This window comes from Actinotignum timonense, assembly GCF_900155575.1.
GTDB lineage: Bacteria > Actinomycetota > Actinomycetes > Actinomycetales > Actinomycetaceae > Actinotignum > Actinotignum timonense.
Window position 1 is genome coordinate 529536 of sequence record NZ_LT706966.1, and the last position, 14493, is coordinate 544028.

General features: G+C 65.7%; 11 protein-coding genes and 1 pseudogene. 10 read left to right on the forward strand and 2 right to left on the reverse strand.

Translation table 11 applies throughout. From position 1 onward, the window contains the following. Positions 1-574, reverse strand: a pseudogene (locus tag CZ322_RS02225) (DUF3372 domain-containing protein); the annotation flags it as partial. 186 nt (positions 575-760) lie between these two features. On the opposite strand from CZ322_RS02225, the gene CZ322_RS02230 reads away from it, so the two are divergent. Both CZ322_RS02230 and CZ322_RS02235 read left to right on the forward strand, forming a co-directional pair. Further along, positions 761-1216, forward strand: coding sequence for a (deoxy)nucleoside triphosphate pyrophosphohydrolase (locus CZ322_RS02230; RefSeq protein WP_087071136.1), 456 nt, complete (start codon positions 761-763; stop codon positions 1214-1216). A 119-nt stretch (positions 1217-1335) separates the two neighbouring features. Continuing rightward, positions 1336-2133 (forward strand): hypothetical protein, encoded by a 798-nt coding sequence (locus tag CZ322_RS02235; RefSeq protein WP_087070036.1) that lies wholly within the window; start codon positions 1336-1338, stop codon positions 2131-2133. A gap of 68 nt (positions 2134-2201) precedes the next feature. On the opposite strand, the gene CZ322_RS02240 is transcribed toward CZ322_RS02235, so the two are convergent. After that, the gene (locus tag CZ322_RS02240) at positions 2202-3314 is read right to left on the reverse strand and encodes a histidinol-phosphate transaminase (RefSeq protein ID WP_234984423.1); all 1113 of its coding nucleotides are present in this window, start codon (positions 3312-3314) and stop codon (positions 2202-2204) included. Positions 3315-3526: 212 nt separating this feature from the next. Here CZ322_RS02240 and CZ322_RS02245 point away from each other — a divergent pair, with 212 nt between their 5' ends. From CZ322_RS02245 to CZ322_RS02280, 8 genes are all read left to right on the forward strand, one after another. Then, complete coding sequence (locus CZ322_RS02245) at positions 3527-4405, forward strand: fructosamine kinase family protein (RefSeq protein WP_087070037.1); 879 nt, start codon at positions 3527-3529, stop codon at positions 4403-4405. A gap of 105 nt (positions 4406-4510) precedes the next feature. Continuing rightward, complete coding sequence (purB, locus tag CZ322_RS02250) at positions 4511-5965, forward strand: adenylosuccinate lyase (RefSeq protein WP_234984424.1); 1455 nt, start codon at positions 4511-4513, stop codon at positions 5963-5965. Between the two features lie 104 nt (positions 5966-6069). Then, on the forward strand, positions 6070-6753 hold the full coding sequence (locus CZ322_RS02255; RefSeq protein ID WP_016441929.1) for a DedA family protein: 684 nt from the start codon (positions 6070-6072) through the stop codon (positions 6751-6753). 114 nt (positions 6754-6867) lie between these two features. Further along, positions 6868-8118 (forward strand): ATP-binding protein, encoded by a 1251-nt coding sequence (locus CZ322_RS02260; RefSeq protein WP_087070038.1) that lies wholly within the window; start codon positions 6868-6870, stop codon positions 8116-8118. An 81-nt stretch (positions 8119-8199) separates the two neighbouring features. After that, positions 8200-8388, forward strand: a complete 189-nt coding sequence (locus tag CZ322_RS02265) for a hypothetical protein (RefSeq protein WP_087070039.1) — start codon at positions 8200-8202, stop codon at positions 8386-8388. A gap of 94 nt (positions 8389-8482) precedes the next feature. Continuing rightward, positions 8483-8728 carry a heavy-metal-associated domain-containing protein gene (locus CZ322_RS02270; protein ID WP_087070040.1) on the forward strand — a complete coding sequence of 82 codons (246 nt, stop codon included), beginning with the start codon at positions 8483-8485 and terminating at the stop codon, positions 8726-8728. A 109-nt stretch (positions 8729-8837) separates the two neighbouring features. Next, the gene (locus tag CZ322_RS02275) at positions 8838-11498 is read left to right on the forward strand and encodes a heavy metal translocating P-type ATPase (RefSeq protein WP_087070041.1); all 2661 of its coding nucleotides are present in this window, start codon (positions 8838-8840) and stop codon (positions 11496-11498) included. 118 nt (positions 11499-11616) lie between these two features. After that, positions 11617-14436 carry a lysylphosphatidylglycerol synthase transmembrane domain-containing protein gene (locus CZ322_RS02280; protein WP_087070042.1) on the forward strand — a complete coding sequence of 940 codons (2820 nt, stop codon included), beginning with the start codon at positions 11617-11619 and terminating at the stop codon, positions 14434-14436. Positions 14437-14493: the final 57 nt, after the last annotated feature.

A 14493-nucleotide genomic window follows, 5' to 3' on the forward strand; every position in this document is an offset into this window, starting at 1 on the left:
CGCCAGTGACGGGGCCAGCGGGCCCCGCACCAGCGCCGTCGCCCGCACCCGTCACCGCAATACGAACCTGGCGGGCGGTGGGCGCCCACAGTGCCACCGCGGGCGCATCCCCGTTCCACGTGACCCCGAGCTTTTCCTTGCGGGCACCCGCGTAAAGATCATCAATCATCCCGGCAATCTGCACCCCGGTCAGAGCGTTCAGTTCACCGGAGCCACTACGACGCGCCACCAGGAGCTGCCCGCGCAGGGCCTCGCGCAGCCGGTGGGAAGGCACGCCGCTCAGGCGCAACGCGGCATAGCCGGCCAGATGGGCGCGCGTGGGAATGGCCGCGGCCGGGATACCGCCCGGGTCCACCGTGAGGGCGCAAAGCCGCTTGACGCCGAGCTGTTCTGCGCTCCTATCGCCACGCGCACTGCCCCCGAGCACCCCAGCCCCATCCGGGCAGGCCCACAGCTCAAAGCTGTCGCCCTCCGCGATCTGCTCCGCGGACCAGGCAATCAACGAGCGGTTAACCGATTGCGCGAGGAACTCCCCGGAGCCGAAAAGCGCCTCAGAACTCCAGTGGTGGGTCATGGTGATCTCCTGTGATCGGCAACATGGGAGCGGTGCGGATACGCGCGGGGACGGTGCGTGAACGGCGCCCGTAGGGAGGGGCAATGCGCGGCCAGTTTATCCGGTGGCAGAACTCACTCACAAGGTGAACGCATATCCGCACCGCCCACCCCAGGAATTAATATGGGCGGCGAGGAGGTATCCGATATGACATCCGAATCCGAATCTGCGCCCCGCCTGGTGGTGGGCGCGGCCCTCGTCGCCGACCTCACCAATCCCAGCGGCGTGCTGGCCACCCAACGTTCCTACCCCGAATGGGCGGACGGCCTGTGGGAATTCCCCGGCGGCAAAGTGGAACCTGGGGAAACCCCGCGCGAGGCCCTGCACCGGGAGATTTCCGAGGAGCTGGGCTGCGGTATTGATATCGGCCGGCAGCTGGCCAATCCCGATAGCCCGGATGGCTCCTGGGACCTCAGTTCCGGGGAGCATAACGCCGGGCTGCGGATGATGGTGTGGCTGGCGCGGCCCTTCGGGGAAATCACCCTCGGCCCGGCGCACCGCGATGCCCGCGTCCTCACCGCCGCGGAGCTCGATAGCGTGGAGTGGCTGCCCGGCGATATCCAGATTCTTCCCGTGCTGCGCGCCGCCCTGGGTGGGCGCTAGCCGAAGGCCACGGCGGGGCCGCGTGGGGCAGGCACTCTAGCTGCGCCGTCGTACCTAAGATGACGCACGGCGCGCGGTGCCGTAACCTAGGAGGACAATCCCCAGCACAAGGAGTACGCATGAAACACGGCGCGCACGGCCCGGCGCGATGGCCGCTGTATTTCTTGCTTTTCGCCGCTGCCGTTCTCGCGGGCGTGCTCGCCCTGGTGGGGGTTTCGTATTTTTCTGGCGACGACGCCGCCGCACCGGTGCCCACCGCCGCCGGTTCCGAACCCGGGCGCAGCGCCTCCGCCGATCTCACCCAGCTGCGCGAACAGGTCCACGACTTGAGCTCGGGCTCCTGCCCGAATCCGGAGAGCGCGGCGGCAACCCTGGCTGATTACGCCACCGCGGCGGCCGCGGGCGGCACCTATACCGCGGAGGCCCCGCTGCTCACCGAGGCCCTGCGGACCCTCTCCTCCAGCTGCGGGGCCGAATACACCCTGAGCTTGAGCACGGCGCTCGGCGATATTGCTGCACCGGCGGATTTCCAATCTTTCGCGGCCTCGCGCCAGTGGTGGAAACTGGTGCGGCCCGCCCCGCCGGAGGCCACCCGCCTGGAATCTTTCACCACCCCGATGAATAACGTGCGCTGCTCCCTCGACGAAAAAGCCGCCAATTGCACGATTTTCACCTATGACTATGTGTCGCCGCCCGGCTGCGAAGGCGAGCCGGCTAATTACACCGTGGGCCTGACGGGCACCACCACCGCCGGGTGTTCCACCCAGGTGAGCACCGCCAAAGAGGTACCCTACGGCAGCGTGGTGGCCGCGCACGGTTTCGCCTGCACCGCCGACCAATACGCCGGGATTTCCTGCTGGTCAGAGCTGACCGGCCACGGGTTTACGGTGCGGCGAGCCGCCGAAGAAGTGTTCTAGCTGGCGCGGCGCTTGTTGGTACGCGGCGCGTGTGGAACGGCCGCACCGTTGGTCTAGCTGGCGCGGCTTTAGCTGCTGCGTTCGCCGAGCGCGCGCACGGCCGCGAGCACCCGCGTGCTGCCTTCCGGCTCGGCCACGCTGATGCGCACGCCCTCGCCGAGTACCCGCACCAGCACCCCGGCATCCATGCAGGCATCTTCGAAACGCGCGGCGCTCACCCCGTGCCGGTCCAGTTCCGCCGCCGAAACCCACAGGAAATTCGCGTGCGAGGTGGGCGTGTGCCAGCCGGCCTGCGCGAGCTGGGCAGCCAGCTCATCGCGGGCGCCGGCGAGCTGCGCGGCGCGTTCCAGCACGGTATCCGCTTCGGTGAGCGCCGCCTGACCGGCCACCTGAGCGAGACGATTCACGCCAAAAGGCGTGGCGATACGGCGCAGCGGCTCGGCCAGCGCGGGGCTGGTGAGCAGGTAACCCAGCCGCAGCCCGGCCAGCGCAAACGCCTTGGAAAACGTGCGCGCCACCGCCACATTCGGGTACTGGCGCGCCAGTTCCTTCCCGTTTTGTACGACGGCGCGGCTCGCCTGGCTTTCGCCCACCGCGGGAGCGAAGTGGATATAGGCTTCGTCGAGAAGCACCGGCATGCGGGCGGGAACCTTGGCGAGGAAGCTCGCTAGCTCGGCGTGCGGAATGGTGGTGCCGGTGGGATTATTGGGCGAACACAGGAGGATGGCGCGGGTATTGTCCGTAATGGCGGCGGCCATGGCGTCCAGGTCGTGGGTGCCATCCGCGCGCAGCGGCACGCCCACGAAGCGCCCGCCCGCGGCAATGGTGGCGATGGGGTATGCCTCGAAGGAGCGCCACGGGCTGACTACGTCGCCACCCGGGGTGACCACGGCTTGCAAGAATTTTTCGATGAGGGCGGTGGAGCCGTTGCCCACCACGATGCCGGCCGGATCCCAGTTCTCGTAGGTCGCGAGCGCGGCGGTGAGCTGCGCGCAGGACATATCGGGATAGCGGTTGAGCTCCCCGCCCTGAGCAACCGCGGCCGCGAGCGCGGCGGCCACCGCCGGGGTGGGCGGGAAAGGAACTTCGTTGCTGGAGAGCTTGACGCTATCGGCGTTGCGGGGGCGTTTCCCGGCGACGTAACTGGGCAGATCGGCTAATTCGGGGCGGAACCATTGCATTCTTCTATTGTGCACCATCACCGCGAGCCACCCCGGGGCCGTTCCGCGCCGCCGCACCGTCGCGCCGTGCACCGTGTCCGCCGCACCGGCGGCTCCATACTGCGCACCGTGTCCGTCCGCGCCATGTCCGCCGCACCGTCCCACCCCGTCCGCCCGCACCGTTTTATCCGGAACGGTGCGCCGCCCGGCACGGGGCGCCGTAGGATGCGGGTATGGAGACCTTTGTGAAAACCGGCGATCCGGCCGAGATCTGGGGTGAGGCGCTCTCGCTGGCGGAGCTGGCCGAGGCCACGCCGCATGGCGGGGCGCCCGTCGTGCCCCTTCTGTCCACCGCCGCGGATCATGACCGCGGTGTTATTCGTGAAGAACGCTTGCGCTCTGTGCGCGCCACCGCGCTGGCCGCGCGGGAATTCGGGGCCCGCCTGGCCCGCACTCACGCCTGGGATCCCTCCGGGCACCGGATTTTCGGGCAGGCTCCCGGCAGCGCGATCCCGGCCAGCAACACGATTTCGCCGGATAGCCCGGCCGAACCCGGAAAAGCAGCCCCATCCACCGCTGACCGATCCCGCCGGATCCGGCTCGGCTCCTGGGATTTGCCGGTGGTTCCCGCCGATTTCCCCACCCGCAGCTTCGGGGAGTTTTACGCCGCGGATCGCATCGAGCCCTACCTGGGCCCCGCCCGCGATAACTGTGCGTTGGATGCGAGCGGCACCCACGCCCTGGAGCGTTTATGCGAGCGCCTGCGCGACGGAACTTTCGATAGCCCTCAGCCGGCTCTGGTGCACAGCCCGGCCGCCCTGCTCCACGGCGATTTATGGAGCGGCAATGTGATGTGGACGGAGCGCGGCGGGATGCTCATCGACCCGGTTTCCCACGGCGGACACGCGGAAACCGACCTGGCCACCCTCACGGTTTTCCGCGCGCCGTTCGCGGAGGAAATCTACGCCGGCTATAACGAGGTATCCCCGCTCGCTTCCGGGTGGCAGCACCGTATCGGCCTGCACAGTCTGCACATCCTCATCCTCCACGCCGCACTTTTCGGCGGTTCCTACGGCGCGGAAACGCTGGCCGCCGCCCGGCCCTACCTCTAGTTCTGCCAGGCGGGCGTGCATTCCCAGCCACCAACGGGCACCGGACGCAGCGGTATGTGCCCGCGCGGTTCTGCCAGCCGGGCGCGGATCTGCCAGAATAGAGCCATGAGTGAGCAGCGCGCGCCAGAATCAGCTTCCGAACCCACCCCCGTCCCGAATATTTCCGGGCCGCTATCCCCCTTAGATGGCCGCTACGCCAGCGCCACCGCCCCGCTCCAGCCCTACCTGTGCGAGGCCGCGCTCAACCGCTACCGGATTCACGTGGAAGTCGAATGGTTGATTTTCCTGTGCGAACGCGCGGTGATTCCCGGGGTGGGGGCGTTGCCCGGCAGCGCCGTCGTATATTTGCGGTCACTTCCTGAAAAGTTCGACGACGCCGCGGCACGCGAGCTGGCCACCATTGAGGCGGAAACACGGCACGATGTCAAGGCTGTCGAATACTTCATCAAGAAGCGCATGGACGCTGGCGGGCTGGGCCACCTGCGCGAAATGGTCCATATTTTCTGCACCTCGGAGGATATTAATAGCCTGGCCTGGGCGCTGGGTGTGCGCGATGCGGTACGCCGCTGCTGGTTGCCGCGCGCCTGGGGCCTGGTTTCGGATCTGAGCGATCTGGCCCGCACGCACGCGGAGCTGCCCATGCTGGCCCATACGCACGGGCAGCCGGCCTCGCCCACCACCGTCGGCAAGGAGCTTGCCGTTTTCGCGCACCGCCTGCACCGTTCCCTGCGCCGGGTGGAAGCCGCGGAATACTACGGGAAATTCTCCGGGGCCACCGGGACTTTCTCCGCGCACGCCACCGCGGTTCCGGAGGCGAACTGGCCGGACCTGGCCCGCGATTTTGTGGAATCCTTAGGGCTGAGCTGGAATCCGCTCACCACCCAGATTGAGTCCTACGATGCGCTCGCCGATCTTTTCGACGATATTGCGCACGTCAATCGCATCGCCCATAATCTCGCCACCGATATGTGGACCTATATTTCCCTGGATTATTTCCATCAGAACCTGGCGGCGCAGGGCTCGACCGGCTCCTCGACGATGCCGCATAAGGTCAACCCCATTCGCTTCGAAAATGCGGAAGCGAATCTGGAGATCAGCTCCGGGCTTTTCGGGGTACTCAGCCAGACGCTGGTGACCTCCCGGATGCAGCGCGATCTCACCGATTCCTCCACGAAACGCAATATCGGGGTGGCGCTCGGGCATTCCTATCTGGCCCTCGATAATTTACGGCGCGGGCTGGCCGGGGTGGATCCCAATCCTGCCAAACTCGCCGCGGATCTGGACGCGAATTGGGAAGTGCTGGGCGAACCGATCCAGCAGGCCATGCGGGCGGCGGCCCTGGGTGGGGCCGAACACCTGGAAGATCCCTACGAACGGCTCAAGGCTCTCACCCGCGGGCGGAAGGTCACCGCGGCAGATATGAGGGAATTTATTTCGGGCTTGGGTTTGCCCGGGGACGTGGAGAAACGTCTTCTTGCTCTCACCCCGGCCGGGTACACCGGCCTGGCTGCCCGCCTCGTGGATTTCCTGGAGGACACGCCCGGGACCGCAGCCAGCTAAGCCTGCTAAGGTAACCGGCAGGCCGCGCGGCAGCGCGGCGGCGTCGTCGTAAAAAATACGGCATATGTGCCGCACTTCGCGGCGTTCGCAACCAGAGGAGAAGCGTGAACGTAGCAGCATGGACGAGCGTCCTGGCGACCGCACCTGCGCCGGGCGGTGACCCGGGCGCGATGGGCGGGATCACAGGCTGGGTGGTCAGTGTGATGGACGCTATCGGCGGGTTCGGGGCGGCGCTTCTTATTGCGCTGGAGAATATTTTCCCGCCGCTGCCCTCCGAGGTGATTTTGCCGCTGGCCGGGTTCACGGCTTCCTCGCCCACCTCGAATATGACGCTGATCGGCGCAATTCTGTGGTGTACCGCCGGTTCGCTGGCGGGGGCGTGGCTGCTGTATGGGCTGGGCGCCTGGCTCGGGCGGGAACGCACTCGCAAAATTCTGCTGTGGTTCCCGCTCACCAAACAATCCGACGTGGATAAAACCGAGGCCTGGTTCGATAAGCACGGCAGTTGGACCGTGTTCTTCGGGCGCATGGTGCCGATTTTCCGCTCCCTTATTTCGCTGCCTGCCGGCGTAACGAATATGGGGATGCTGAAATTTACCGCGCTGACGGCGGTGGGATCGGCGATCTGGAATACGATTCTGATTTACGCCGGTTACCTGCTCGGCGCGAATTGGACCATCGTGGAAGATTACGTGGGGATTTTCGCGAAGATCGTGGCGGTGGTGTGCCTGGTGATCGCGGTGGGGTGGATTATTCACCGCGTGGTTGTGAACCGGCGCGGGCGTTAGGACGTAAAACTCTCAATCAAATCCGGCTCAAGGTAGCGTAGAAGTCCGGCTAAAAGTAGGATAGAAATCCGGCTAATGGTAGCGTAGGGCGCCTGCTAACGGTAGGATAGGGCTATGCGTTACCATGAGCGAGCGATTGATAAGCGGCTAGACGCATTACTTCCCGAAGTTCCCGCAATCGCGATTGACGGCGCGAAAGGCGTAGGGAAAACCGCCACCGCCTTGCAGCGCGCGAATACGGTATGGCTGCTTGACCGCCCCGAAACTCAGTATGTGGCGGCCGCGGACCCAGATTTCACCACCGTCCCGCCCGGCACCCTCTTATTGGACGAATGGCAGAAAGTCCCTGCGGTGTGGGATTCTGTGCGGCGCCAGGTAGACGGGGGTGCACCTGCGGGAAGATTCCTGCTGACCGGATCAGCCATGCCTTTCGATGCCAGCGGGCTGCACAGCGGAGCCGGACGAGTATTCTCTTTACGGCTGCGCCCGATGGCATTATTCGAACGCGAACTTGTTGAACCTAGCGTGAGTTTCGGCGAACTGCTCCGGAACCCGAATCAAGGCATAGCCGGCCATACGGATTTTGCTTTGCCGGATTATTGCCGCGCCATAGCCCGGAGCGGCTTCCCCGGGATCATGACGAAATCCGCTGAAGTAACCCAAGAGTTACTGGATTCGTATCTGCGGTTGATTATCGACCGCGATTTACCCGATTACGGGGCAACGGTGCGCCGCCCGGAAGTATTGCACCGCTGGCTGGCCGCGTACGCGGCGGCAAGTTCCCTCACAACGTCGTACGCGAATTTATTAGATGCCACCACCGGTGGGGATGGCACGCAGCCCGCAAAAAGTACCACGATTACGTATCGGGAACACCTGACCGCACTGTGGATTCTGGATCCCATCCCCGGTTGGGCACCCGCCGGCACTGCTTTGAAGCGGCTGCAGCTCGCCCCGAAACACCAGTTAGCTGATCCGGCACTGGCGCTGCGGCTACTCAATCTGAACGAAACCACATTGCTGGGCGCGCGCGGGCAGAAGTTCTTGGGGCAATTATTCGAGTCCCTAGCCGCGCTGAGCGTGCGAGTCGCAGCCGAAGCCAACCGGGCCCGCGTATTCCATTTACGAACCCGCAACGGAGACCACGAGGTGGACTTGATAGCTGAGGGCCCGAGCGGAGAAATCGCCGGGGTGGAAGTGAAACTCGCCAACGCGATTAGCGAGCATGACGTGCAGCACCTGCTGTGGTTACGCAAGCAAATTCCCGAACACGACCCGCTGCTCATGGTCCTCAACACCGGCGCCCAGGCATACCGCCGCCCCGACGGAATTTACGTTATCCCCCTCGCTCTGTTGGGCGCGTAAATACGGCGACGGCGCACACTCTAGCCGCGCAGCGATCGCGAATTCGAAGCAAGCGATTCCTTGGGCCATACAATGAAACACATGGATAAAAAGCCACTCGAGCAGAAAGATTCGCCGCTGCTGCGGCTGTGGAAAAACGGGGAAGTACAGGAAGCAACAATTCCGTGGCCGGGGCTTGTTGAACTTGCCTCTACGCCCGCCGAGCCGACGCCCGATGGGCCAACAGCAAGCGAGATTCTGCAACAGATGCGCGAAGAAGAACGCTACTAGGTTTCCTGAGCCACAAGCCATGCGGGAATAGCACCGCCAGGATTCGTGTTAAACCGGGTGCACCCCACCTCGGGGCTGAAGAAGGAGGCGCACCATGGCAACAGAAGAATTTGATCGCACTATCGAGCTGAAAGTCACCGGGATGACCTGCGAAAACTGCGTCAAGCACGTGAGCGCGGAACTCGATGCTCTCCCGGATGTCAACAGCGTGCTCGTCACCCTAAACCCGGAAGGCACCTCATCGGTGCTCGTGTACACCCCGCACGATTTTTCCGACGACGACCTCAAAGCCGCGGTATCCGAAGCCGGCGACTACACCGTGACCGAGATCATCCGCTAAACACCACCCGCTCGCACAAATAATGTAGGCACCTGCTGCCTTGACAAACACTGCCGCGGACCACCACCCGCGGCGGCCCATTCAGTGCGCCCACGTAAGGAGATTTTTCGTGTCCGAGCCCTCGCAGGCCGCAGCTGCGCCGTCGTACCCCATCGCACGCAACACCACAAGCACCGCGACCGAAAAACTTGACGCCGTGCCCGTTGCCGAAGTGAACCTGGCGATTTCCGGGATGACCTGCGCTTCCTGCGTGGCGCGTGTGGAAAAGAAACTCAATAAACTGCCCGGAGTACGCGCCTCCGTCAATCTCGCCACCGACGAAGCGCGCCTCGAACTCAGCGAAACCGGGGCGCAGCTGGGCACCGCCGATTTCCTCGCCCAGGTCAGCGCGGCCGGCTACGAAGCCCAGCTCATTTCCCGCACGGACCTCACCCCCACGGCCGGGAGCGCCACTACTACAGGCGCGGGCGCCCGCACGGGCACTACCAATCCGCACGACGACGCACACCCGGCCACCACCAACCCGAGCACGCTCGCCGAATCCGCCCGCGCAGCAGCTACGCGTGAAGCAGCCGACGCCCAAGCAAGCGCCCGCATCGCCTCGCTGCGGCGCCGTTTCTGGATCTCGCTGGCCCTCTCCATCCCCGTGGTGGCACTCTCCATGATCCCGGCCCTGCAATTCCCGTACTGGCAGTGGGTCATCGGTGCGCTCACCCTCCCGATCGCGCTCTGGTGCGGTTGGCCCTTCCACCGTTCGGCCGCCGCCGCGCTGCGCCACGGCTCCACCACCATGGACACGCTCATCTCGCTGGGCACCCTGGCCTCGCTGGGCTGGTCGATCTGGGCGCTACTGTGGGGCGGGGCCGGCGGCGCGGACTACCGCATGTCCATGACCGGCATCCACACGCTCGCCACCGGTGCCACGCACGGCTCCCACGTGTATTTCGAAACCGCGGCCATGATTGTCACCTTCCTCCTGCTGGGGCGCTGGCTGGAGACCCGCTCGCGCCGCAGCGCCGGCGATGCGCTGCGGTCCCTCCTCGCTTTAGGGGCCGACGACGCACGCCGGGTACGCACCGCCTCCGGAGCGGATGTTGATGAAATTATTTCTGCCAGCGACCTGGCCGTCGGCGACGAATTCCTCGTGGCCCCCGGTACGAAAATTGCGACCGACGGGGTGGTGGTCTCCGGGACTACCGCGGTGGACGCCAGCCTCCTCACCGGCGAATCCACCCCCATTGACGTGGGCCCGGGCGATGAGGTGACCGGGGCAACCCTCACCACCGCTGGCGCGATTCGGGTGCGGGCCACCCGGGTGGGCCGCGATACCACCCTGGCGCAGATGGGTCGCCTCCTCACCCGCGCCCAATCCGGGAAAGCCCCGGTGCAGGCGCTGGCGGATCGGGTTTCCGCGGTATTTGTGCCCGCCGTTATCCTCATTGCGCTCGCGACATTCGGGGTGCGCCTGGCGCTCGGTAACCCCCTGGACCTGGCCATCATGACCGCCATTACGGTGCTGGTGGTGGCCTGCCCCTGTGCTCTAGGCTTGGCAACACCCACCGCTCTCATGGTGGGTTCCGGGCGGGCCAGCCAGCGCGGCATCCTTATCCACGGCCCGGAAACCCTGGAAAGCGCCCACAGCGTCAACACCATTATTTTGGATAAAACCGGCACCCTCACCACCGGAACCATGGCCGTGGACCGGGTGATTCTCCCGCCGGCGGGGGCCGATGGCGCGGCTGGCGGCGTCGTCGCTACAAAAGAAGCCACCAAAAAAGAAGCGGCTGAAAAAGAGGCAGCTCACAAAGAAACCGCCCACCAAGAATACGCGCTCAACGAAGCGAAAGAAGCGTTGGCCCTGGCCGCGAGCGTGGAAAACTATTCCGAGCATCCCCTCGCCCGCGCCATTGTGACCCGGGCGCGTGAAGAGGGGCTGCAGCTCGCCCCCGCCACCGATTTTGAGAATCTGGCCGGGCAGGGCGTGCGCGCCACCATCGGCGGGCAGCGCTACTACGCGACGTCCCCGCGGGCACTGCGGGAGGCCGGAGTGGATCTCTCCGAGTGGGAAAACGTTCTGGAAGAAGCCGCGAGCGGCGGGGCGTCCCTGGTGATGCTGGCGCGCCTAGGTGACGACGGCGCGGCGCGCGGGCGTGAGGGGAACGCGCGCGAAGCCGCCGGGCGCGAAACCGAGGCACGCGAAGCCGGTGCATGCGAAGCGCTCGCCCTCGTGACGGTGCGCGATCAGCTGCGCCCCACCTCCGCCGCGGCCGTCGCCGAGCTCAAAGACCTGGGCCTCACCCCGATTCTGGCCTCCGGGGATAACGCGGCCACCACGCGCGCGGTGGCCCGGGCCGCCGGGATCGAGATCGTGCACGCCGAGGTCCTCCCCGAAGAAAAAGTCCGCGTGGTGGAAGCGGCGCGCGCGGAGGGCCGGCGGGTTGCGATGGTCGGGGACGGGGTGAACGACGCCGCAGCTCTGGCCGCCGCGGACCTCTCCATCGCGATGGGCTCGGGCACGGACGTGGCCAAAGCCGCCTCCGATATCACCATCGTCAATTCCGATCTGCGCAATGTGGGAGCAGCGCTGCGCATCTCCGCCGCCACCTTGCGGGTTATCCGCCAGAACCTAGCCTGGGCTTTCGGCTATAACCTCATCGCCATTCCGGCGGCGGTGGCCGGGATTATCCTGCCGGGTTTGGCCGCGGCGGCCATGGCTTCCTCCTCGGTCATCGTGGTGCTCAATTCGCTGCGGCTGCGCCGCGCCGAGTAGTGCCGCTCCGAATCGCTGGGCGCACACCGCCGCACGCACACCGCGACCGGCACCGCGCCCACCGAATAACCGCGCCGGGTCACAGGAGAAACTAATACCTATCAACTAGACTGGGCTGGTGCGCCACAACGAGGAAACAAGCCCGGTCCAGCCGGGGGAGGTAGAAGCCTCCCCGGCTGCGGTAAGCGCGCCCGAAGCACCCGCTTCCGTTTCCACCGCTTCACCGGCGCCTGCGGAAACTTTCCCCGCCGAACCCGCGGAACCTGCCGAACCCGCCGTGCACCGCGTCCTCCTCGTGGACGAAATCGCGCGCTGGACCCGCCGCCCCGCCAACCTGCTGCGCGGCATCCTCTTCACCCTGGCCATCGCCGGGATGCTCCTCATCTCCCGCTTCGGCTACACCACCACCGTGGCCGTCACGCACGACGTCGCCAACGCCGCCCCGGATACCCTCCGCACCATTTTCTCCATGCCCATTAACGTGCTCGAGGGCCTCGTCTCACTCTTCCTCCCCCTCCTGCTTTTCTTCGATATCATCCGCTACCGGCGCTGGCGCACCCTCGTGACCGCGCTGGTGGCCATGGCCGGCGCACTCGCCATCTGTTACGGCTCGCTGTGGCTTTTCGAGCGTTTCATGCCCACCTCCCAAATCACCATCGACCTCTCGGATACCATCCAAGAACAAGCCGCCGTGGGTATGCTCCCCTACGTTTCGATTATCGCCACCATCCTGGTGGTGGCCGCTTCCGAACGCCAGGGCCGGCTGGTGCGCACCGGCTGGTGGGCACTGGGAATCGTGCTGGTGCTGTCCGTGCTCCAGGGCGCCCAAACCCTGACCGGCGCGCTCACCACCGTGTTCGTGGGGATGGCCTGCGGCTATTTCGCGCTCTACGCTTTTGGGGATTCGCCCGACCGCGCCACCGGCGCCGCCGTCGTCACTCTCATTCGCCGCGCCGGCCTGGACGCGCGCAGCATTATCCGCGTGGATGCGGGCGACGACGCCGATATGCACGCGTGGTCCGTTCCCGTAACCGGCCCGCTCGGATATGTGGATACCGCGATTCTCAAAGAACTGCGCGAGGCGCTCACCGGGCATAGCGCGCCGGGCGGCGATACCGGCCACAGCGCGCAGACCAACGCCGCTTTCACCGCCGATGCGGGCGCAGAAAGCGAAGGCGCGCTCCCCGCGAGCGCGGCGGACGCCTACCAGCTGGGCGAACCGGAAGACGATATTAACGTGCGCGCCCTCATCACCCGGGCCCGCCACGAGGTCCGCCCGCTTATCGGGGACGTCAATTCCCGCCACTACGTGGTTACTTTGGCCGACGGCGCCCATTACGTTGCCGCCCTCATTGACTCGGATCGCGCGGTCCTCGGGCGCCTGGCCAGTGCCTGGCAGCGAGCCACCCTCACCCAAGTCACCCAGCGGACCGGGGATAACGTGGAGGAAACTGCCGAACGCACCCTCCTCATGGAAGCCCTCGCGGTGAACGCCGGGGTGGCCCCGCGGCGCGATGCACATTACGCGGCGGCCGGCGCGTCCGCCGTCGTCGCTTTTGCTGATATCGAGGCCGTTCCCCTCACGGATCTGGAGCCGGAAGATATCTCCGACGCGGCGCTGGACTCCATGTGGTCCACGCTCGAACGCGCGCACGCACGCGGGCTCACCCACCACGATATCCGCGCCGGGGTGGTCGCGGTGCGCGGAGACGAAGCCCTCATCACCCATTGGCGCAACGGCAGTTTTTCTTCTAATGAGCTTTCCCGGCATATTGATTTGGCGCAGCTGTACCTGCTCCAGGCGGTGGCGGTGGGCCCGGAACGTGCCGTCGCTTCCGCGTTGCGCTGCATTTCCCGCGACCGGCTCTCCTCGGTGGCCCCGACGATCCAGCGCACCATTATGCCGGCGCAAACCCTGGCCGAACTCGAGGATAAAAAGGGCGTGCAGCGCATGCGCGAGGTGCTCCTGGAGGTCCTCCCGCAGGATATTGGCACCGCCACCCAGACCATCCAGCTGCGCAAATTCTCCGCGAAGACGATTATTACCATCGTCATCGGGGTGCTTGCCATCTTTATTCTGCTCGGCTCCATTAATTTCACCGAGCTGCAAGAAACGATTCGCAACGCCAACCCGTGGTGGATGCTCGCCGCGTTTATCGCCAGTTTCGCAACGTACGTGGGCGCGGCACTGTGCCTGAAGGCCTACACAGCCGAACGCCTGCCGCTGTGGGAAACCAGCGAGGTGCAGATCGCCGCTTCGGTGCTGGGCTTGGTTATGCCGGCCGGCATCGGGCCGCTCGCCCTCAATTTGCGCTACCTGCAACGCAACCAGGTGGCCACCCCGGTTGCGGTGGCCACGGTATCTCTGGTGCAGATCGCCCAGTTTATTACCACGGTGCTGCTGCTGTTGGCCCTCGGGCTGCTCACCGGCGACTTCGGGAATCTTTCCATCCCGAGCACCTCCGTGATGCTCATCGTGGCGACGGTGGCAGCCCTGGGCGCGGCCGTCTACTTCATTCGCCCGCTGCGCCGCAAGGTCATTGAGCTGGTGCGCCCCACCATCGAGCAGGTGTGGCCGCGCGTGGTGTGGCTAGCCACCCACCCGTCCCGGATTCTCGCGGGTTTCGGAGGTTCCCTTCTCATGACGGTGAGTTTCGTGGCGGCTTTCGGTTTCTCCCTGGCGGCCTTCGGGGAGACCCTGCCGGTGGTCACCCTGGCGATCACCTACCTGGTTTCCAATTCGGTGGGCTCCCTGGTGCCCTCCCCCGGTGGTATCGGCCCGGTGGAAGCGGCTCTCACCGGCGGGCTCACCATCGCGGGCCTGCCGTATTCGGTGGCCTTCTCCACCGCGATCCTGTACCGCCTGCTCACCTTCTGGGCGCGGGTGCCCATCGGCTGGTTCGCGCTGCGTCACCTCCAGAAGAAGGACATTATCTAATGCGCGGCGGGCCGGCNCTTCTCCTCCCCGTCGTGGGATCAGGGTATTTTCACCCAA